This window comes from Flintibacter porci, assembly GCF_041925195.1.
GTDB classification, from domain to species: domain Bacteria; phylum Bacillota; class Clostridia; order Oscillospirales; family Oscillospiraceae; genus Lawsonibacter; species Lawsonibacter porci.
The window spans coordinates 1-19046 of the sequence record NZ_JBHEVB010000017.1; the positions used below are offsets into that span (position 1 = coordinate 1).

At 58.8% G+C, this 19046-nt stretch carries 23 protein-coding genes and 1 pseudogene; 19 read left to right on the forward strand and 5 right to left on the reverse strand.

The window, feature by feature from the left end:
• Nucleotides 1-100: 100 nt before the first annotated feature.
• On the reverse strand, nt 101-1237 hold the full coding sequence (locus tag ACEVJL_RS14215) for a M20 metallopeptidase family protein (RefSeq protein WP_374738218.1): 1137 nt from the start codon (nt 1235-1237) through the stop codon (nt 101-103).
• 211 nt (nt 1238-1448) lie between these two features.
• Between ACEVJL_RS14215 and ACEVJL_RS14220 the strand changes: the two genes are divergently transcribed.
• Together ACEVJL_RS14220 and ACEVJL_RS14225 are read left to right on the forward strand one after the other, a co-directional pair.
• On the forward strand, nt 1449-2339 hold the full coding sequence (locus tag ACEVJL_RS14220; protein WP_325208014.1) for a LysR family transcriptional regulator: 891 nt from the start codon (nt 1449-1451) through the stop codon (nt 2337-2339).
• Complete coding sequence (locus ACEVJL_RS14225; RefSeq protein ID WP_325208015.1) at nt 2326-3111, forward strand: creatininase family protein; 786 nt, start codon at nt 2326-2328, stop codon at nt 3109-3111. Before ACEVJL_RS14220 ends, ACEVJL_RS14225 begins: the two co-directional genes overlap by 14 nt.
• Nucleotides 3112-3206: 95 nt before the next feature.
• On the opposite strand, the gene yqeC is transcribed toward ACEVJL_RS14225, so the two are convergent.
• Nucleotides 3207-3884, reverse strand: coding sequence for a selenium cofactor biosynthesis protein YqeC (gene yqeC / locus ACEVJL_RS14230; RefSeq protein WP_374738219.1), 678 nt, complete (start codon nt 3882-3884; stop codon nt 3207-3209).
• Between the two features lie 142 nt (nt 3885-4026).
• Between yqeC and yedF the strand changes: the two genes are divergently transcribed.
• The 14 genes and pseudogenes from yedF to ACEVJL_RS14300 all read left to right on the forward strand — a co-directional run bounded on the left by yedF (nt 4027) and on the right by ACEVJL_RS14300 (nt 14037).
• Nucleotides 4027-4629: a sulfurtransferase-like selenium metabolism protein YedF gene (yedF, locus tag ACEVJL_RS14235; RefSeq protein WP_302667641.1), complete on the forward strand. Its 603-nt coding sequence runs from the start codon at nt 4027-4029 to the stop codon at nt 4627-4629.
• A complete protein-coding gene (locus tag ACEVJL_RS14240) occupies nt 4626-5759 on the forward strand; it encodes an aminotransferase class V-fold PLP-dependent enzyme (RefSeq protein ID WP_374738220.1) in 1134 nt (377 codons plus the stop codon). The genes yedF and ACEVJL_RS14240 overlap by 4 nt, the downstream gene beginning before the upstream one ends.
• A complete protein-coding gene (locus tag ACEVJL_RS14245; RefSeq protein WP_325208018.1) occupies nt 5756-5983 on the forward strand; it encodes a putative Se/S carrier protein in 228 nt (75 codons plus the stop codon). The genes ACEVJL_RS14240 and ACEVJL_RS14245 overlap by 4 nt, the downstream gene beginning before the upstream one ends.
• A gap of 20 nt (nt 5984-6003) precedes the next feature.
• Nucleotides 6004-6798, forward strand: coding sequence for a selenium-dependent molybdenum cofactor biosynthesis protein YqeB (gene yqeB, locus ACEVJL_RS14250; RefSeq protein WP_374738221.1), 795 nt, complete (start codon nt 6004-6006; stop codon nt 6796-6798).
• Complete coding sequence (gene selD / locus ACEVJL_RS14255; protein WP_374738249.1) at nt 6795-7841, forward strand: selenide, water dikinase SelD; 1047 nt, start codon at nt 6795-6797, stop codon at nt 7839-7841. The genes yqeB and selD overlap by 4 nt, the downstream gene beginning before the upstream one ends.
• 9 nt (nt 7842-7850) lie before the next feature.
• A complete protein-coding gene (locus ACEVJL_RS14260) occupies nt 7851-8858 on the forward strand; it encodes an XdhC family protein (RefSeq protein WP_374738222.1) in 1008 nt (335 codons plus the stop codon).
• A gap of 262 nt (nt 8859-9120) precedes the next feature.
• A complete protein-coding gene (locus ACEVJL_RS14265) occupies nt 9121-9252 on the forward strand; it encodes a hypothetical protein (RefSeq protein ID WP_374738223.1) in 132 nt (43 codons plus the stop codon).
• Nucleotides 9242-9805 (forward strand): annotated as a pseudogene (locus ACEVJL_RS14270) (RNA polymerase sigma factor); the annotation flags it as partial. The gene ACEVJL_RS14265 and the pseudogene ACEVJL_RS14270, both read left to right, overlap by 11 nt.
• Nucleotides 9806-9845: 40 nt before the next feature.
• Nucleotides 9846-11066 (forward strand): hypothetical protein, encoded by a 1221-nt coding sequence (locus ACEVJL_RS14275; RefSeq protein WP_374738252.1) that lies wholly within the window; start codon nt 9846-9848, stop codon nt 11064-11066.
• A 13-nt stretch (nt 11067-11079) separates the two neighbouring features.
• The gene (locus ACEVJL_RS14280) at nt 11080-11577 is read left to right on the forward strand and encodes a hypothetical protein (protein ID WP_374738224.1); all 498 of its coding nucleotides are present in this window, start codon (nt 11080-11082) and stop codon (nt 11575-11577) included.
• 61 nt (nt 11578-11638) lie between these two features.
• Nucleotides 11639-12076, forward strand: a complete 438-nt coding sequence (locus ACEVJL_RS14285) for a hypothetical protein (protein ID WP_374738225.1) — start codon at nt 11639-11641, stop codon at nt 12074-12076.
• Nucleotides 12031-12567, forward strand: a complete 537-nt coding sequence (locus ACEVJL_RS14290) for a hypothetical protein (RefSeq protein WP_374738226.1) — start codon at nt 12031-12033, stop codon at nt 12565-12567. Before ACEVJL_RS14285 ends, ACEVJL_RS14290 begins: the two co-directional genes overlap by 46 nt.
• A 21-nt stretch (nt 12568-12588) precedes the next feature.
• Nucleotides 12589-12822: a hypothetical protein gene (locus ACEVJL_RS14295; RefSeq protein WP_374738227.1), complete on the forward strand. Its 234-nt coding sequence runs from the start codon at nt 12589-12591 to the stop codon at nt 12820-12822.
• Between the two features lie 12 nt (nt 12823-12834).
• Nucleotides 12835-14037: an OmpA family protein gene (locus ACEVJL_RS14300; protein WP_374738228.1), complete on the forward strand. Its 1203-nt coding sequence runs from the start codon at nt 12835-12837 to the stop codon at nt 14035-14037.
• Between the two features lie 113 nt (nt 14038-14150).
• Here ACEVJL_RS14300 and ACEVJL_RS14305 read toward each other — a convergent pair whose 3' ends face one another.
• Nucleotides 14151-14789 (reverse strand): manganese catalase family protein, encoded by a 639-nt coding sequence (locus ACEVJL_RS14305; RefSeq protein WP_374738229.1) that lies wholly within the window; start codon nt 14787-14789, stop codon nt 14151-14153.
• A 1-nt stretch (nt 14790) separates the two neighbouring features.
• A complete protein-coding gene (locus ACEVJL_RS14310) occupies nt 14791-15438 on the reverse strand; it encodes a spore coat protein CotJB (RefSeq protein WP_235396769.1) in 648 nt (215 codons plus the stop codon).
• Between the two features lie 145 nt (nt 15439-15583).
• On the opposite strand from ACEVJL_RS14310, the gene ACEVJL_RS14315 reads away from it, so the two are divergent.
• The gene (locus ACEVJL_RS14315) at nt 15584-16273 is read left to right on the forward strand and encodes an N-acetylmuramoyl-L-alanine amidase (protein ID WP_325208248.1); all 690 of its coding nucleotides are present in this window, start codon (nt 15584-15586) and stop codon (nt 16271-16273) included.
• A gap of 44 nt (nt 16274-16317) precedes the next feature.
• Here the strand turns inward: ACEVJL_RS14315 and ACEVJL_RS14320 are convergent, their stop codons facing one another.
• Nucleotides 16318-16665, reverse strand: a complete 348-nt coding sequence (locus ACEVJL_RS14320; protein WP_325208249.1) for an SdpI family protein — start codon at nt 16663-16665, stop codon at nt 16318-16320.
• Between the two features lie 189 nt (nt 16666-16854).
• Here ACEVJL_RS14320 and ACEVJL_RS14325 point away from each other — a divergent pair, with 189 nt between their 5' ends.
• Together ACEVJL_RS14325 and ACEVJL_RS14330 are read left to right on the forward strand one after the other, a co-directional pair.
• Complete coding sequence (locus ACEVJL_RS14325) at nt 16855-17412, forward strand: RNA polymerase sigma factor (RefSeq protein WP_325208250.1); 558 nt, start codon at nt 16855-16857, stop codon at nt 17410-17412.
• A complete protein-coding gene (locus tag ACEVJL_RS14330; RefSeq protein ID WP_374738230.1) occupies nt 17409-18938 on the forward strand; it encodes a hypothetical protein in 1530 nt (509 codons plus the stop codon). The genes ACEVJL_RS14325 and ACEVJL_RS14330 overlap by 4 nt, the downstream gene beginning before the upstream one ends.
• The last annotated feature ends 108 nt before the right edge of the window (nt 18939-19046 follow it).

The window sequence follows — 19046 nt, forward strand, 5'->3', positions numbered from 1 at the left end:
ACTCACTCCAGCTGGTGGAAGTCTTTTCTCCAGCTTGATTTGTTGCGCTTTTTTGATCTCGCAAACTTTGCGGGATTTTTTTCATTTTAGGACTTGACTTTTATTTGCAGGACTCCTCATCAAAGATTATGTGGGCATTGTGCAGGGGCAGACAGCTCTGATCGGATTGGTTTGCCGTGCCGATCCGGAACATTGCGCCGGGAGCCAGGGTAAGGTAGCGTGCAAAATCTTCCGAGCCCATGGAAGGACGGGGAAGAAACGCGACCCGCTTTTCGCCAAGCTGCGCCTTAGCTGCCCGTTCCAAGATAGAGACTGCCTGGGCATCGCAGTCCAGGGCAGGCATACCGTGTATGTAATCTACCTCACATTCTGCACCCATTGCCTGGGCGCAGCTGTGGCAGATGGTACGGATCCGCTCTTCTACCAAGGGCTGCATATGACCGTTTGCAATGCGAACTGTGCCGCCCATTTGGACCTCATCGGGAATGACGTTGTTTACTGTACCCGCCGACAGGGTGCCGATGGTGATGACCACCGACTCCAGGGGATCGATGGAGCGGGATACAATGGATTGAAGCTGCGTGATGATGTAGGCCGCCGTGACGACAGGGTCGATACTCTTGTGTGGATGGGCCCCGTGACCGCCCTTTCCTTTGACGCGGATATGCAGGGTGTCGGAGGCCGCCATAAAGCTGCCCACGCGCAATCCCACCGAGCCGGCGGGGAGATCGGGCCAGCAGTGGGCGCCCAGAACCAGGTCAGGGGGATAGCGCTCCAGCAATCCGGAATCGATCACCGCTTTGGAGCCCTGACCAGTTTCCTCGGCAGGCTGAAAGAGCAGGATCACTCTGCCGCGCCGGGGCTGCTCCAGGGTGGAGAGGATGCGTGCGCACAGGAGAAGGGCAGAGGTATGGATATCATGTCCGCAGCTGTGGCACACTCCGGAATGTTGTGAGGCAAAGGGCAGAGCCGATTTTTCCTCCATGGGCAGAGCGTCGATGTCTGCGCGGAGAAGAAGGGTTTTTCCCGGTTCCTTTCCCTCCAGAATAGCTGCGGCACCGGTGAGAAGAGAATAATCCTCCATGCAGCGTATGCCGTATTGTTCCAGTGTCTCCCGGATTACCCGGGTTGTGTTTGTTTCCTGCATGGACAGCTCAGGCGACTGATGCAGTTTTCTGCGAAGAGAAATGGCATCGCCTTTGTAGCGGTCAAGCAGATCCTGAATCGGTTGGTTCAAGCAGATTACCCACCTTTCCTGTTTTGCAGAGAGGAAGCTTCCTGCCAAATCAGAAGTCTCCTTTGCAAGAATGGAGCTGTTTTGCTATAATACACAAAATAAGAAGTTCGTGATTCAATAGTAACATGCACTCCGACCAGGAGGGAAATGAAAAAAGCGTGCATCGTAACACGTTTTTTGCATAGCATACGGAAAGATTGGAAGCTATCTTATGGATATTGAAAACATCAAATGTTTCATCAGTCTGGCGGAATGCCTGAATTTTACCAAGGCAGCGGAAAAGGAGCATACCACCCAGACGTCAATGAGCCGAAAGATCAACAGTTTGGAAAGTGAGCTCCATGTCACTTTGTTTCACCGGGACCGGCGCAGTGTAAAGCTGACCAGCGCGGGTACGGAATTTTACACCCAGGCCAAGAAACTGATTGAGTTATACGATCAGTCCGTTCAGACCGTGCAGAACATTCACTGCGGGTTGATCCGGGAACTGAAGATCGGTTTGGGCCTTTATGAGGATGCGTTGATCCAGTCCTATATTGACTCCTACATGGCACAAAATCCTTCTGTACGTGTGAGCTGCCTTCAGTTTCGCTATCATCAGCTGCTGGAACAGTTTCAGGAGAATATGCTGGATATTATCCTGACAAGTGATCAGTTTCTTAATGAATTGCCTCCCGGACAGGCGGAACAGTATCTCATCCATGATGCTCCGTGGATGATCGCCTGGAGCTGCCGCAACCCACTGTGTGAGCAGGAGCGGATTTCCCGGCAGCAGATGAGCGATCAGAACCTGGTCACCATGTATGAGGGCAGCATTTCTCAACTTTTTGACTACTACTGCCGCAACCTGCCGGTGCGCGGTTTTGTTCATGTCAATACGCTGAATACCAAGATCATGCTGGTGCGGGCCAATGTGGGCATCGCGCTGCTGCCCTCGTTTGTCCCTCTGCAGCAGTATCCGGGGGTTTGTTTTCGTCCTCTGGAGGAGGACTATACGCCGCGCAAATTTTATATTCTTTGTAAAAAGGACAATCCAAGCCAGGCGGTACATGATTTTGTGCGAAATTGTGCCAAAAGCCTGTACCCGCATGGCAACGGCTAAGAGAAAAGGAGCGATACTTATTCAAGCCTATATTCGAAACATGACAGGAGAGCAGTATCTGGCGGCCATTGCCAGAGAGCCGTCGGTTATCATTCCCACAGGGTCCTGTGAGATTTATGGTCCCCATCTTCCTATGGGCACGGATCTGCTGGCTGCCCAGGGGATTGCAGAACGCATTGCCCAACGCACCGGGTTTCTGATTGCACCTGCCATAGAAATGGGGGAGTCCAGCGCCTTGAGTGCCTTCCCCTGTACCTTTGCCATGCCCCGCCATATTCTGGAGGATTACCTGGACTTTCTGGTGGGGAAACTGGTGTCCGACGGGGTCAAGCGCATCGTATTTCTCACCGGCCATGCCGGCAACGTAGACACGGTAAGCTATATTGCAAAGAAGTATCTGCATACCCATGGGCTTCAGTCATGTCAGATCGACTGGTGGCGTTTTGCACGCACACACAGCGATGGTATCCTCACCAACACGGGCAGCATGGCCCATGGACATGCCAGCGAGTGCGGCACCAGTGTCATGCTCCATCTCTATCCTGATTTGGTGGATCGCCGGAGTGCCCTTCCAGTCACGGTACCTACCGATGATGCCTTTCCCGATGTGATCCAGTACGCACCATTCTCTGCCAGAACGGAGAATGGGTGTATTGGCGCGGCGGTAGATGCCAGTGCGGAGAAGGGGGCGCAGTTGGTGGAGGTATGTGTAAAGCGTATCCTTGCCTATCTGGAGACTGTGTGGGACATTACTGTGGCCCCAGGCGACTAAAATATATCTGTGCCATTATAACAATTGGCGGAGCAAGGAATTTTCCTTTCTCCGCCAATTACTACATAGGGATCAAGAATCTGCTTAGAGAATTCTCAGGCATCAGGAAGAGGAGAAAGACTCCTTTGATGAAGGCTCCCGGCAAACACCTGGATTCCGCTTCCTTGCAAAGCGCGGGCAAACTGCTCTGCCTGTGCCCAGTCCGACCGGGATTCCACCTGGTTTAAAAATACCTGGCGTGCCAGACCTTCCCAGGCAATGGCCCGGGCGACCAGCTCCGGGGTGACCAGGTCCTGGAGCTGCGCTCCGGTGAGGGTACAAAAGCGCTCCGGGCGGTGGACTGCCTTTGAGATAGGGGCACCGAAGCCTGAGGCGCCCGCCACCAGAATGGTGTGGCTGCTCTCTGGGGGGATCACCGGCTCGTAGGAGGCATGGGCTTTCAGAGGCAGCCGCTTGGAGCCGTCCGCCTCCACCAGCACCCAGGAGGCCAGCTCCCGGAGCAGAGAAAAGGACAGGGCAGGGGCGGTGAGCTTGCCGTCTTTGCCGGGCTGTCCCAGGCACACGACCCGGGAGCGGGCCAGAGCAGCGTTCAGCGCGCCGGCATCTTCCCCGGAAATCAGGGGATACTCCGAAAAGGGGAAGATATGGGTGGTGGTGCACAGAATCACCGGACCGGGCAGCTCCCGGGCCAGGGTGGAGAGTAGGGTGGTTTTGCCGCCGCTGCCAATGACCGACACCACCCCGGGCTTTAGACCGAATATCTGAGAAAACAAAGTGAACTCCCTTCTCCCGCAAGGACCTTCCGTTGACGGTGGGCCTGAAGCTATTATATAATAAACTAAATTTCATCGGAAATTTTCTCTGGTCCCATTATACGGGATCGGGATGAAACATACAAGGCAGGAGGAGAAACGTATGACCATTGATGCAAGAGGAAAGGCCTGTCCCCAGCCCGTGGTGCTGGCCCTGCACGCTCTGGCAGAGCTGAAAGAAGGAGAAAACCTGGAGGTATGGGTGGACAACGACGCGGCGGTGGAGAACTTAAAGCGCATGGCCGCCCAGAAGGGCCGTGCCGCCTCTGTGCAGAAGGAGTCCGACTACTGGCGGGTGATAATTGGTGAAGGAGCCCAGGACGCTCCCCAGAGTGCCCCGCAGCCCAGCTGCGGCTGCACCATCATGGGCGCGGACGCTGTGGTGGCCATCGGCAGCGACACCATGGGCCGGGGGAGCGAAGAACTGGGCCACGCCTTGCTCAAAAGTTTCCTGTATGCGTTGGCTCAGCTGGAGACGCCGCCCCGCACCATGCTGTTTTTTAACGGGGGAGCCAAATGGACGGTGGAGGGCAGCCCCTCTCTGGAGGACCTGCGGGAGCTGGAGAGCCGGGGCACGGAGATCCTTACCTGCGGCACCTGCCTGGACTACTATGGACTAAAGGAGAAGCTGGCGGTGGGAAGTGTCACCAACATGTACCGCATCGCCGAGATCCTCACCCAGGCCGACCGCCTGGTAAACCTGTGATCTACCTCAACAACGCAGCCACCACCCTGCAAAAGCCCCCCTGTGTGGTGCAGGCGGTGGTAGAGGCTATAAACGGACAGGGCAGCTGCGGCCGGGGAAGCTATACCAGCGAGTTGTCCGCAGCCCGCACCATTTTCCATACCCGGGAAGCGCTAGCAAGGATTTTTACTTTCCGCCATCCGGAGCGCGTGGTGTTCACCGCCAACGCGACTCAGGCCCTGAATGCCGCTTTGTGGGGGCTGCTAAACCCTGGTGACCACGTCATCGCCACCGACTGGGATCACAACTCGGTGCTGCGGCCCCTCCACACCCTTGCAAAAGAACGAGGGGTAAAGGTGGATTACCTGTCGGCAGACCGGAAGGGACGGCTGGAGTATGACCAGTTGGAGGGGATCCTGCACCCCAGTACAAAACTGCTGGTGGGCACCCACGCCTCTAACCTGACGGGCAATCTCCTGGATGTGGTGCGCATGTCCGCCTTTGCCCAAAAGCACGGCCTTGTTTTCCTGCTGGACGCTGCCCAGACGGCGGGGAGCACCCCCATTTCCATGGAGGAGATGGGGGTCCATCTGCTGGCCTTTACCGGCCATAAGGGGCTGATGGGGCCTCAGGGTACCGGCGGGCTGTGCGTGGCTCCCGGGGTGGAGCTTTGGCCTTTGCTCTCCGGAGGTACGGGGGTGCGTTCCTTTGAGGAGGAGCAGCCTCAGGAGTACCCGGAGCACCTGGAGGCGGGTACCCTCAACGGCCACGGATTGGCTGGTCTGGGTGCGGCGGTGGACTTCATTCTGGAGACCGGAGTGGAGACCATCCACGCCCATGAGCTTGCATTGACGGAGCGCTTTGTCCGGGGACTCCGGGACATTCCCGGCGTGACCCTCTACGGCGACTTCTCAGGTGACCGTGCCCCGGTGGTGGCCCTCAACCTGGAGGGCTGGGACCCGGCCTCTGCCGCCGATGAGCTTTCGGTGCAGTACGATATCGCCGTGCGGCCCGGCATCCACTGTGCGCCCCGGATGCACCGGGCGCTGGGTACTCAGGACACCGGCTGTCTGCGCTTCTCCTTTGGCTGGTACACCACGGAGGAGGACATCGACGCGGCCCTGGCCGCTTTAAGGGAGATGACACAATGAGAGCAAAGCGACCCACCCTGGTCATCACCTTTCCGACCACTACCGCCGCACTGAGTTGGGAGCGTCATTGTATGGAACAGGACATTCCCGGGCGGCTCATCCCCGTGCCGGTGACTATCACCGCTGACTGCGGGCTGGCCTGGGCCATGCCGCCGGCGGAACGCGGGCGGCTGTCAGAGCTGGATGGGCTGTCTTATTCTGCTCTTTTTGAGATGGAGCTGTAAATCACAAAGGAGAGAAACACATGCTGGTTGTTATTCGCGGCGCGGGGGACATTGCATCGGGCATTGCCCTGCGCCTGTATCGTGCCGGGATTCGTTTGGTGCTCACAGATCTGCCTAACCCCACAGCGGTGCGGCGCACCGTCTGCTTCTCCGAGGCCATCCGTCTGGGGGAGGTGCAGGTGGAGGGCCTCACCGGACGCCTGGCCCACAGCCCCCAGGAGGCCCTGGAGCTGACAAAGCAGGGCATTGTCCCGGTGCTGGCCGACCCGGAGGGGGCGTGCATTGCGGCCCTGAAACCAGATGCAGTGGTGGACGCCATCCTGGCCAAGAAGAACTTGGGCACCCACATGGACATGGCTCCGGCGGTTATCGCCGTGGGGCCGGGCTTTACTGCCGGGGTGGACTGCCACGCAGCGGTGGAGACCATGCGGGGCCACACTCTGGGCCGGGTGCTGTATACCGGCTCTCCCATTCCCAACACCGGCGTGCCGGGGAACATCGGGGGCTATACCGTGGAGCGTGTGCTCCGCGCCCCTGCCAGCGGCGTGTTCAAGCCCTGCCTGGAGATCGGGGCTATGGTGAAAGCGGGCGACGTGGCCGCTCTGGTGGGGGACACGCCAATGCTGTGTACCATCGACGGCTGTCTGCGGGGACTGCTCCAGGACGGCATTGAGGTATATGAGGGCATGAAGTGCGGGGACATTGACCCCCGGTGTAAGCCGGACCACTGCCTGTGCGCCTCGGACAAGGCTTTGGCCGTAGGCGGCGGTGTGCTGGAGGCCCTGCTCCACCTGACCCATGCATTGGAGGGCTGAGAATGGACGAAATCAAACTGACCAAACTGGCCGAGTGCGCCGGATGCGGCGCGAAAGTGGGGGCGGGGGAGCTCAGCAAGCTTCTGGAAGGACTGAAGGTCCGCCAGGACCCCAATCTGCTGGTGGGCTACGACCGCAGCGACGACGCGTCGGTGTACAAGCTCTCCGATGAACTGGCCCTGGTGCAGACTGTAGATTTCTTTCCCCCTATTGCTGACGATCCTTATACCTTCGGGGCCATCGCCGCGGCCAACGCCCTGTCCGACGTGTACGCCATGGGCGGAGAGCCCAAGCTGGCTCTCAACGTGATGGCGGTGCCCGAGGACATGCCCAAGGAGGCGGTTCACGCCATTCTCCGGGGTGGCTACGAGAAGGCCTACGAGGCGGGCGCCATCATCACCGGCGGCCACAGCATCTATGACAAGGAGCCCAAGTACGGCATGGCCGTCACCGGCTTTGTCCATCCCGACAAGCTGCTCACCAATTCCGGTGCCCAGAGCGGGGATGTGCTCATCTACACCAAGCCCGTTGGTATCGGGGTGCTCACTGCCGGTATCAAGGGCGGCCTGACCGACGAGGAGACAAGAACCTTTGCCGAGGGGCTGATGATGACCCTCAACAAGTACGCCCGGGATATTATGGTAAAGTACCGGGTCCATGCCTGCACCGATGTCACCGGCTTCGGCATGCTGGGCCATCTGCTGGAGATGGCCCAGGGGAGCGAGGCGGAGATCCATCTGGATCTATCCGGCATCACCTTCATCCCACAGGCCCTGGAGCTGGCCCGGCTGGGGGTGCTGCCTGCTGGAGTGTACCGCAACCGCCACTTTGCCGAGCAGTGGGTGGAGGCGGGAGAGACCGAGCTGGCCGTTCAGGACCTCCTGTACGACCCCCAGACCTCCGGCGGCCTGATGATGGCCGTCCACCCGGAGAACGCACCGGCTCTGCTGGAAGAGCTGCGGCAGGACAACCGGGTGCCTGCGCCCCAACTGGTGGGCCGGGTGGCTCCCTATCAGGGCGACAAGCGGATCTACTTGCACTAGGAGGAAATCATGACCGATTATACCTTTTTTTCTGCTCTTACAGACTGTATCTGCCAGGGCGGCGCGCCGGTGCTGTGTACCATCGTAGACAGTGCGGGTTCCGCGCCCCGGGGAGCTGGGGCACGGATGGCGCTGCTGTCCAACGGGACCTGGATTGGCACCGTGGGCGGCGGCGCAGTAGAGAACCTAGTCCAGCAGCGGGCTTCTGCTGTGATGGACGGCACAGCCCAGGGCGGCCTGGAACACTACTCCCTGGGGGGCGAGGCCAGCCGGACCGGCATGGTGTGCGGCGGGGCGGTGACGGTGTGTATCCAGACTCTGGGGGAAAAGCAGCTGCCTGACCTGGAGCGCCTGATTGGATTCTTGACAGGTGGAACTCCTTGCCTACTTTTAATTTATAATAATGAGCAAGTATATGACCTTGCGGTCTATGGAGAGGGAGAACTGCCGGAAACGCTGGCCAAGCGTCCTCAGACCGCCCCGCTTTTTGAGGACGGGATGTACACCGAACCCATGGGCCGGGACGGAGTGCTGTATCTCTTCGGCGGCGGCCATGTGGGACAGGCTCTGGTCCCCATGCTCTCTCAAGTAGGGTTCCGGGTGGTGGTCTTTGACAGCCGGGAGGAGATCGCCCAGCCCCAGAACTTCCCCGGCGCGGAACTGGTGGTGCTTGGTTCCTTTGAGAACATCGGGGAGCAGATACAGCTCACCAGCCGGGACTATGCGGTGATCATGTCGCCGGGCCACCAGCACGACCTGGAGGTCCTGTGTCAGGTGCTGGAGCAGCGTCCCTGCTATGTAGGCTGCATGGGCAGTCGCAAAAAGAAAGCCTTTCTGTGGGGAGAACTGGAGCGCCGGGGCTTCTCCCGGGAGCAGATCGAGTCCATCCGTCTTCCCATCGGCCTGGATATTGGCGGAGAGACCCCGGCGGAGATCGCCGTGAGCGTCACCGCTCAGCTTATCCAGGTGCGCGCCGGACGCCTGGGCCACTCCGGCGGAGGGCTGTGCCCGGCATAGCACTGGAAATTTCTAAATATAAAGGAAGCCGCCTGGACGAAGGGTCCAGGCGGCATTTTCTTATCCCTTGAGACACGTGGCAACATGTGCTAGAATAGGAAAAAAGCGGGGATAGCTTTCATCTGTTTTACCGGTCTCAGGTAGAACAAAATTTTTTTGCAAAAAAATAAAAAAGGATGCAACCGGACAGTCTCCGGATTCGTTACATGGGTGTTAGGAACCTGACAATCAGGGAAATCCCTATGAAACGGAGGAAACAGAATTGGAACAGATCATACGGAGAATCATCCGGGCTGCGGTGGAATCCTTCCCCATTGACCGAACGAAAAAAGTAGAGATCCTGCAGAAGCTCACCAAAGAAAACTTACATGGAGGCGAACACCATGAACTGTGATCGGTGCGGAAGACCCATTCCAGAGGGAAATAAAGCCTGTCCTTTCTGCGCGTCTGGAGGGGAGCAAGCGGGAGACGGGCTGGCCGGTTTGGTGGCTCTGGCCCGGGAAGGGAACCAGAATGCCCTGGCTGCCCTGTACGAGAAGACCTACAACGAGGTGTTCTACACCATCAAGTCCATGATCAAGGACGAGGATACGGTCCTGGACATTCTTCAGGATACCTACGTTAAGGCCTTTACCTACTTGGACCGCTTCCAGGGCGACAGCAAGTTTTCTCCCTGGGTGCGGCAGATTGGGGCCAATACGGCCCGGGACTATTTGAAAAAGAAGAAGCCCATGCTCTTTACTGACCTGGTTGCCGGGGAGGAGCCAGACGAGCCGGTGGAGGAGCATTTTGCCGATCTCGATGCCGGGAACCTCCCTGATGAGGTGCTGGACCGGGCGGAGACCACCCGGTTGGTCCGTGAGATCATCGACGGTTTGCCGGAGGACCAGCGGGCGGTCATCGGTATGTACTACTACCAGGAGATGCCGGTAAAGGAGATCGCCGCTGCCCTGGGGGCAGCTGCCAAACGGTCAGATCCTCCAGAATGTGCTGGCAAGCGCCGGTCAGGCCGGAGCGGCTGGAGCTGGTACTGCCTCCGCCACGGGTGCCGGGGCGGCATCCAAGGGCGGAACGGAGGCTGCCGTTGGAGCCAAAGCGGCTGCCAGCGGCCTGGGAGCGGCCAAGCTGGGTCTCATTGCCGTCGCCGCTGTGGCGGTGATCGGCGCAGGCGTGTACGGTGTCAGCCGCCTGTCTCAGCCCACCGCCGGGCCGGGGGAGAACTCCAATTCCTCTGTGAGCGTCTCGGACGGTTCCGCTCCTGTTCAGACCGAGGAGGACCCGGCAGACCAGGCCTTGGAACAGGCTCTGGAGCAGTACCGCCTCATCGTCTCTCAGGCGGACAGCTATTCCTATTCACCCTATCCCGTGACCCCCACCGGCAGCTACCGCTATGCTCTGGTTCAACTGGAGACCGACGACCCGGTGCCCACGCTGCTTCTCTCCCAGGAGGGGGACGATTACAGTGATCGGGTGCGGCTGTTTCAGTACGACCCTGACACCGACCAGGTGATCCAGCCGGAGGAGTCGCTGGAGGAGTACAGCGGGGGCGGCGGCTACGCCTCCGGCCTTTCCCTCCAGGGCGATGGAATGGGACTGCGCTTGACGGAGATATCAGGCGGGACCGGAAGCACCGATATTACTCGGATCACCCTTTCAAATGGCTCCCTGGTGCGGGAGAAACAGTGGTCCGGACGCATGGATGCCATTCCTCAGGAGCTGAGTTTCATAGATATCCCCTGGCATGACATTGCCGATACTGCTGCGCTGGACAGCTGGACGCCGGAGAACGGGACGACTCAGCCGGACGGTTCATCTGATTCATCTGCCGACAATGGGACAGAGGGTGAGCTTCCCACCGACGGAGACCGCATCGTCTTTACCGGAACCATTGATACTTACAGCTATGAAGAAGTCATTGCCCTTCAGGGCTGCCCTGATCCCAACGCTCCCTGGTCTGACCCCAGCCAGACCTTCCACCTCATTGTGCTGGATACTCCCCAGGAGATGGAATTGCAGTCGGGCGATCCGGTGGGTGCTCCAAGAAGCGATACCGTGCGTGTGATCTCAGTTGCCTACGCAGAGGGGCTGGAGCAATATGACGGTCAGCATCTGACCTTCAGCATTGATCCTGAGGCCACCTATTGGCCCAGCGACACCTCCATGCCGGTGGGACAGCCAGGTACACGGGATGTCCACATTTTGGAGTAAAGGAGAGCATAGTATGAACTTTATTGCAAAATTGGTCGGAAAATGTTTTCGATACTTCATGCTGTTTGCCTTGATCCTAATCGGATTTGAAAGCGTAAACGTCTTTTTGGAGGGCCAGGGGAGCTTCTTTGAACTGCTTGCTGCATTGGCCATGCTGTACCTGATCTACAAATTCCTGGTGCCTCTGGCAGAGCGGTTTTTAGTCTTCTTCACCAAGGCGAACGTGGCTCCGCAGCAGCGGCAGGCTCCGCGGAGACGAGTGGGCGTGGTGGAGCGCTTTGCAGACAGCACCGGAAAAGCGGTCGGCGATTGGATCATGGGCTCCAACGCTCCGGTCTCCAGCTCCGGTCCGGATCCCTATCGGGAGGCGAATGAGCGGGCTTGGCGGCAATATCAGGCAAAGGATCGGGCCATCTTCCATGAAAGTCGAGCAAAAACATATGCCGGTACCTATGATGGCTATGTGGCATCCAACCGGGCCAAGCAGGCCAGAGATGATGCCAAACGATAATGATCGGCTGCCCGCAATGGGCGAAGAAATAAGAGAGAATACCGGAAGGGAGAAACACAGTATGACAAAAAAGAATCTGGTATCCCTGGTGCTGGTGTCCGCGCTGCTGCTGACGCTGGCCGCCTGCGGGGAGAAAGCGCCAAGCGGCAGCGGGAGCGGCTCGGGGGCGGAGAGTACATCATCCTCCGGCTCTCAGGCGGAGCAGCCCAAAGTGGCAGAGGTGACCGGGGGAAGCGAGCGGGAGAGTGCCGAGGAGATTCCTCTGGATACCAAGCTGAAAGGTAAGACCGTCCGGGAGGAGACCCAGTGGTTCTCCTTTACCACCGATGAGACAGAAAATGCCACCTATGCCATTACTTTGGTCAATCAGACGCCGGAGACCAGCGACTTGAGACTGAGCGTCTATGATGAAGAAGAAAATCAGCTCAATCAGTATCCGTTGGACGCCGGACAGTGGGGAGGGGCAGCAACCCTCTGCCTGAGACCACCTACTATATGAAGGTCTGGGCCGACAAGGGAGATGTCATCTCCTATTCCCTGATTCTCCGCAGCCAGGAGGGGCAAGAGCCGGAGAACAACGTGGCACAGCCTGGGCCTGAGGCAAAGGACGAGCTGGAGATTTTTGCTGCAACCAACCAGGATGACGCCCAGCTCATCCCCCTGAGCGCCCGGCTGGATGGCAAGGTGAGCCGGGGAGAGGGCCAGTGGTACGCCTTCTCCACCAATTCCGCTGAAAATGCCACCTACCGCCTGACCACCGTGAACATGACCCGGGGAACGGGAGCACTGAATCTGAAGGTCCTTAACCAATATGGAGAGCAAATGCATCAATATACTCTGAATGCGGAACAAAGTGGAAAGGCATCCACCCTGGACCTGGAACTGCCCCCTGACACCACCTATTACATCTATCTCGCGGCGGAGAAGGGTGATACCATCCAATACTCTCTGACAGTCCACGCTCCGGAAGACGGAGCCGTGCAGAGATAACCGGGAAGGGAGAGAAAAAACATGAAAAAGACAGCTGCATGGATACTGGCTGTGACGCTGGTTTTGTCCCTGACCGCCTGCGGTGGGAAAAATGCGTCAGATACCTCGTCCCAGGGAGCGGGCAGCTCCCAACCCACGGAGGACGTTTCAACGCAGGAAAATAATAAGCCGGATAACGGCTCGCTGATTGTGGCAGCAGACGGACTGGAGTCTATGGGTGAGGCCACTGAGATGCTCCGGGGCGGAACCAATTAAAATGAGGCAGTATTGCTGCCCCTGAACACCAAGCTCACCGGAAAGACCACCCAGGATGGCGGCCTGTGGTATGCCTTTACCACCAGCTCCACCGAGAATGCCACCTACCGGATCACCACCGTAAACAAGACCTTGGATACTAGCGATCTCTGCTTGAGTATCTACAATGCCTATGGTGAGAAGATGCACTCGTACACTTTGGATGCCAATCAAGCGGGACGTGCTTCCACGCTGGATCTGGAATTGCCCGCCAGCACTACCTATTACATCTATATCTGGGCGGAAAAGGGAGATATCATCTCCTATTCCCTCATCATCCGGGACCCGGAGGAGCAGAAGTCCGGTTATTCCACCGCCGGAAGCGTGTCCGAGTCGGTGGGAGCCGTGGCTGGACAGGAGATCCTTGCCGGTACCAACCAGGACGAAGGCGGCATGATCCCTCTGGAGACGGAGGTCTCTGGCAAGGTGAGCGACGGACGGGGGCAGTGGTATGCATTTACTACCAACTCGGTGGAGAACGCCACCTATGAAGTCACCACGGTGAACAAAACGCCTGGAACCGGTGATTTTTGTCTGCGTGTCTATAATATGTATGGTGAAACGATGCACTGGTATAGTCTAAACGCAAATCAGAGCGGAGAGGCGGCCACGGAGAGTATGCAGTTGTCTCCCAAGACCACCTATTACATCTATGTCTGGGCAGATAAAAAGGACACCATTCAGTATACCCTCAAAATCCACGGCCCGGAGGAGCAGAGTGCCGCCGGTTCGGTCACCGTGGAGGAAGAACCTCTGGTCTTTGAAACCCCCTTTGAGCTCAACTCCACCCAGGTGATGTTCAAGGCGGAAAGTGATGCCTTCCTGGATGAGGCGGCCGCAAAGGAGGCACTCAAGCCTGTGGCCGAGGTCATCCTTGCCCATCCGGACCATCCCATTCTGCTGGCCGGGACTACGGCTACCGACGGAGATCAGCAGGCCCGGGTAGACCTGTCCAACCGCCGGGCAGCTGCGGTAAAGAATCTGCTGGTCAGTGCCTTCGGCATTCCCGAGGACCAGCTGACAACCATCGGACTGGGCTTTGAAGCGGATCCCTTTGTCCGGGGACAGGACCGGGATGCCAACGGCAAGTTTGTGGAGAGCGAGGGCGCTAAAAATCGGCGCGTCATTGTTATGGATGCCAACGACCCCATTGCGCAGGAATTGCTGGGCGCGTGAGAGATATCAAAGGGATGAGATAAAAGCACTCACCGGAACACATAAGAGGCCGGGAGGCACTCCAAATGGAGCGCCTCCCGGCCTTGTGCGTTTGAAATTCAGTTTCGTTGAGGTCAGCCCTTTGCCATACCGGTGCGGGGTTGAGGAGCAGGAGAGCTGTCAAAGGCGGGGTTGGTAAAATAGACATTTTTCGCGTCCATCTTCTCTTTGCACAGCCGCAGGCACTCGCCAAAGCGCTGGAAGTGGACGATCTCCCGCTCCCGCAGGAAGCGGATGACGTTGTTCACGTCAGGATCATCGCTGAGACGCAGGATGTTATCGTATGTGACGCGGGCTTTCTGTTCCGCGGCAAGGTCCTCGGTGAGGTCGGCGATCACGTCGCCGGTGGACTGCATGCCTCCCGCGCTCCAGGGGAAACCGGAAGCGGCGGTGGGGTAGACGCCGGTGGTGTGGTCTACAAAGTAGGGGGCGAAGGAGGCGTTATTGCGCACCTCCTCGTCGCTCAGGTTCCGGGTGAGCTGATGGACCAGGGCGGCTACCATCTCCATGTGGCCCAGCTCCTCTGTGCCGATGTCGGTGAGCAGGCCTTTGGCTTCCGCATAGGGCATGGCGTAGCGCTGGGAGAGGTAGCGCATAGCCGCACCCAACTCGCCGTCGGGGCCGCCGTACTGGCTGATGATGAAGGAGGCCAGCTTGGGGTTGGGAGTGGCCACCTTTACCGGGAACTGCAGCTTTTTCTCATAAAGAAACATGTCACTTCACCTCGTTTTGCGCATAGTTCCAGGGCCAGGGCTCCTTGAGCCACTGGTAATTCTCCCCGTTAGCGGAGGCGCTCTGGGTCAGAGGGCCAAACTTGGCCTGATAGGTCTCCCGGGCGCTCTTCTCCATGGCGACGTACTTCTGAAACAGGTCGAAGGCCTCCTGGTCGCTGGGGTGTGTATCCAGATACATACCAAGCTCCGCGACCACAAACTCCAGAGCCTGGAGCTCGGCCAGGGGACCGGCGGGGACGGTGCTGCCCTCCACTTTCAGGCGGAAGGGAAGATTCAGGCCGGGAAACAGAGTGCCGTTGCTCAGCGCGTCGCTCTGACTATATTTCTGAGAACCTTCCTGTTGGAAGGGAACATAGGGCACCGACAGACCCGCGCAGGACGGCAGAGTGCCGTAGCGGTCCGGGCAGCTGGGCAGAGGGCAGGAGCTGCCATTTTCCATATTCAAGATCATTCCTCCTCGGTTGGGATTGGGAGGCTGAGCGGCCTCCCGGTGCATCCTATGCACCTCAGGGCGGGAGGGTCCATACATAGTCGGCCTCCCCGCGGGCACCGACAGACCCGCGCAGGACGGCAGAGTGCCATAGCGGTCCGGGCAGCTGGGCAGGGGACAGGAGCTGCCATTTTCCATATTCAAGATCATTCCTCCTCGGTTGGGATTGGGAGGTTGAGCGGCCTCCCGGTGCATCCTATGCACCTCAGGGCGGGAGGGTCCATACATAGTCGACCTCCCCGCTCCATAGAATACGGGGAGGGGGGATGTGCGGTTGAAGAGGATGAGATGGTGGTCCCTGCTGATTTTAGCGGGGCTGTTGGCGGTGCTGAGTGCGGGAATGTTGGTGCAGACCTATCTGGGCGCGGTTGCTCCGGCGGCTTCCTGGCCGGAAGGAGAGCGGGTTTGGGTGGTCGATCCGGGGCACGGCGGGGAAGACGGAGGTGCGGTGTCGGTGACCGGCGTGCCGGAGAGCCAGATCAATCTGGCCATTGCCAAACGGCTGGACGCCCTGCTGGGCTTTTACGGGGAAAACAGTTACCTAATGCGGGAGGAGGATATCTCCCTGCACGACCAGGAGGCGGAGACGTTACGGGAGAAGAAGGTTTCCGACCTGCACAACCGGGCCGAGACCGTGCAGGCACTGGAGGGAGCGGTATTGGTGAGTATCCACCAGAATATCTTCTCCCAGAGTCAATACCACGGCTCACAGGTTTTCTATGCTCCCACCCAGGATTCCCAGGCCCTGGCGGAGTCCTTCCAGCAGGCCATTCAGACCAATTTGCAGCCCGATAACAGCCGTCAGGCCAAGCCCATCGGCGACAATGTGTACCTGATGAATCACGTGGACTGCCCGGCGGTGTTGGTGGAGTGCGGCTTTCTCTCCAATCCAGAGGAGGAGGCGATGCTCCGTCAGGAGGGCTACCAGACCAAACTGGCCGCCGTATTGGCCCAGGTCTGCCTGGCTTCATAGACAAAAGCGGCCCGTCCGACTATGCCGGACGGGCCACTTCTTACTTATTCTTCAAAATTTGCTTTCAGCAGGGCGTCCACCAGGAAGGCGGAGACACAGAACAGAGCCATCTCGCCCGCCAGGATCCAGATCAGGAAGGTCTGGTAGTCCTGGTCCCGCAGCAGGTACATAGCAATGCCCGCAGCCGCAGTCAGTATCACGCCCATGCGCACCCACAGCCGGGCGCAGTGCTTGTGGGCGAAAGCCCACGCCTCTGGGCTCTTGGTAGACAGCTGGGTGCGGTAGGCCAGACCTTTTCCATCCATCTTAGGGGGAGATACCTTCCACCAGATACCCACGATCAGCATAGCCACCGGGGGCAGCAGAGCAATCAAAACATAGACGGGATACATAAATAAACCCTCTTTTCTGAAAAATTTCCAAATATCAGGATAAATTGTAGCACAGGGAAGGTCGTTTCGCAATGGCGGGACGAGAGCATTGGCAGGATTTTTCTCCCATGGTACAATAAAAGAAAGAATTTTGGTCATATTCCCCGGGCAATTCCGTCTGAATAGGTGAAGGGAAAAGGGGGGACCCACATGGAGGACAAGCAGATCGTGGCCTGGTATTGGCAGCGGGAGGAGCGGGCCATTACCGCCTCGGAGGAGAAGTACGGCCCGGTGTGCCGCAGCGTCTCCTACAACATTCTGCAAAGCCGGCCCGACGCGGAGGAGTGCGTCAACGACACCTGGCACCGGGCCTGGAATACCATGCCGCCTCAGCGGCCCAACAGTCTGCGGGCTTACCTGTGCCGCATCGTGCGCAACCTATCCATCGACCGCTGGCGGCAGCGGTACAGCGCCAAGCGGGGCGGGGGAATGGAGGCGTTGGTGTTGGAGCTGGAGGAGTGCGTCCCGGCGGTGCCCAGCGCGGAGGAGCAGTGGGAGGCCCAGGAGGTGGCCCGGGCGGTGGAGCGGTGGCTTCGGACTCTGGATGAGAAGGAGCGGGATTTGTTTCTCCGCCGGTACTGGTGCGGAGAGGCAGTCAAAGAACTGGCGGCCGGACTAGGCTGTTCCTCCAACGGACTGGCCCAACGGCTGCGGCGGCTGCGCCAGAGCCTGCGCCAGGCGCTGGAGAAGGAGGGCGTGGTGTTATGAGCAAACAGAGCGAGCGCCTCTTTGAGGCCATCAGCCACCTGAACGATGAGATACTTGACCCGGCCCTGGAACCCAGAAGGAGAAAAACAAAATATCACTGGAAACGATGGGCCGCTCTGGCCGCCTGTGTGTGTCTGGTGGTGGGCGTGGTGCGGCTGCTGCCTCTGCTGGGCGGGCGCAGCGGCAGTGACAGTGGAGCCAGCGGCGCGTCTGCGTTTCAGTCCTACGCCGGGCCGGTGCTTCCCATGACATTGCGGGAGGAAAATGAAACGATCACCGCCCAGCGGGCTATTACCTTGGACTTTGCCCCGTGGATACCGGTGTGGGATGAGGAATTGGAGCTGGAGCGGTACGACGACCACATCCTGGTTACCGACGCGTATACTCTGACGAACCATGGGGAAACGGATCAGGACATCACCCTGCTCTACCCCTTTGTCACCTCACTGCACAGCCTGGAGCTTCCGGTGCTGACTGTGGACGGGAGCGAGGTGGAAACCGATCTGTATCTGGGCTCCTATGCCGGAGCGTTTGAAGGGGGCGGAGGTCTGCTGGAAGGCGAGGAGGGAGGCAGCATCAATCTGGATGCCCCAGAGAGTTGGGAGAACTACCGGGATCTGCTCTCCGACGGCAGCTATCTGGCCCGTGCCCTGGGGACGGCCCCCGATGTAAGCGGAATCTCTGTGACGGTCTATCAATTCACTGACCCCTACGCGCCCGAGGACAGAGGAGAGACATCCAATCCCACCATTCGTGCAGCCTTTGATCTGGATTACAATAAAACCCGTGTTTTGACCTATGGCTTCCATGCCTGCCGGTATGATCCGGAGAGCGGCGCTATGGTCCAGGGCTTCTCCATCCCGGAAGAGCGGGAGTCCAACTATGGGGAACCTTTCTATCTGCTGGTGATCGGGGAGGACATTAAGAATCTGACCGTGGGAGGCTATGTCACCGGCGGCGTGGATGAGGATACCCCACAGCTGGAGGGGTGCGGCGTCACCGTGGAGCGGTACGAGAGCGACCTTGATACCATGCTGCGGGAGGTGCTGACCCGGATGACCAATGGCCGGGAAACCCAGGTGGACTTTGAACTCTATTACCGTGTGGTTTTAGAACAGCTGCTGGCCTATGGCGGGCTGACTGCCCAGGAAAAATCGCGATACAGTTCCGGTTGGCTGGAGGATGTGGCCTCCGACGCGGAGGGCATCCAGCGGGTGTGCTGGCTGGAAACCCAGGTAACGGTCCCCGCCGGGGGCAGCCTCACGGTGACCGTATCCATGGAAAAAGAGGCCAGCTACGATTATAGCTGCGACCGGGCCAATCAGGGAACACGGGGCTACGACCTGATGACCACCCTGGGCTCTAAACTCGTGTGTACGGAGCAGACTGCCACCCTGGAGGACCGGGGACAGATCGAAATTTTGTGGCAGAACTTCGGCTTTGACCTGGACGCAGGCATCAAGACCGTGGAGCTGGATGCGGAGACAGAGCACTATTTCCTTACCGTCCGGCGGGCAGATTCATAACAGAATGCCTTACGATTGACCGCGCCGGGAATCTGGAGAACATCCAGGTTCCCGGCGCGCTTGTCTGCCCTCTTTTCATTTGGAGCTGGGTGTGCTATGCTAATTGGC

Excerpts from the sequence above, each read along its gene's own strand:
- ACEVJL_RS14315 (WP_325208248.1), top strand. The coding sequence starts at position 15,584 with ATGAGATGGTGGTCCCTGCTGATTTTAGCGGGGCTGTTGGCGGTGCTG.
- ACEVJL_RS14295 (WP_374738227.1), top strand. The coding sequence starts at position 12,589 with ATGAAAAAGACAGCTGCATGGATACTGGCTGTGACGCTGGTTTTGTCC.
- yqeB (WP_374738221.1), top strand. The coding sequence starts at position 6,004 with ATGCTGGTTGTTATTCGCGGCGCGGGGGACATTGCATCGGGCATTGCC.
- ACEVJL_RS14330 (WP_374738230.1), top strand. The coding sequence starts at position 17,409 with ATGAGCAAACAGAGCGAGCGCCTCTTTGAGGCCATCAGCCACCTGAAC.
- ACEVJL_RS14285 (WP_374738225.1), top strand. The coding sequence starts at position 11,639 with ATGACAAAAAAGAATCTGGTATCCCTGGTGCTGGTGTCCGCGCTGCTG.
- ACEVJL_RS14260 (WP_374738222.1), top strand. The coding sequence starts at position 7,851 with ATGACCGATTATACCTTTTTTTCTGCTCTTACAGACTGTATCTGCCAG.
- ACEVJL_RS14245 (WP_325208018.1), top strand. The coding sequence starts at position 5,756 with ATGAGAGCAAAGCGACCCACCCTGGTCATCACCTTTCCGACCACTACC.
- ACEVJL_RS14280 (WP_374738224.1), top strand. The coding sequence starts at position 11,080 with ATGAACTTTATTGCAAAATTGGTCGGAAAATGTTTTCGATACTTCATG.
- ACEVJL_RS14310 (WP_235396769.1), bottom strand. The coding sequence starts at position 15,438 with ATGGAAAATGGCAGCTCCTGTCCCCTGCCCAGCTGCCCGGACCGCTAT.
- ACEVJL_RS14220 (WP_325208014.1), top strand. The coding sequence starts at position 1,449 with ATGGATATTGAAAACATCAAATGTTTCATCAGTCTGGCGGAATGCCTG.
- yedF (WP_302667641.1), top strand. The coding sequence starts at position 4,027 with ATGACCATTGATGCAAGAGGAAAGGCCTGTCCCCAGCCCGTGGTGCTG.
- ACEVJL_RS14305 (WP_374738229.1), bottom strand. The coding sequence starts at position 14,789 with ATGTTTCTTTATGAGAAAAAGCTGCAGTTCCCGGTAAAGGTGGCCACT.
- ACEVJL_RS14320 (WP_325208249.1), bottom strand. The coding sequence starts at position 16,665 with ATGTATCCCGTCTATGTTTTGATTGCTCTGCTGCCCCCGGTGGCTATG.
- ACEVJL_RS14325 (WP_325208250.1), top strand. The coding sequence starts at position 16,855 with ATGGAGGACAAGCAGATCGTGGCCTGGTATTGGCAGCGGGAGGAGCGG.
- ACEVJL_RS14225 (WP_325208015.1), top strand. The coding sequence starts at position 2,326 with ATGGCAACGGCTAAGAGAAAAGGAGCGATACTTATTCAAGCCTATATT.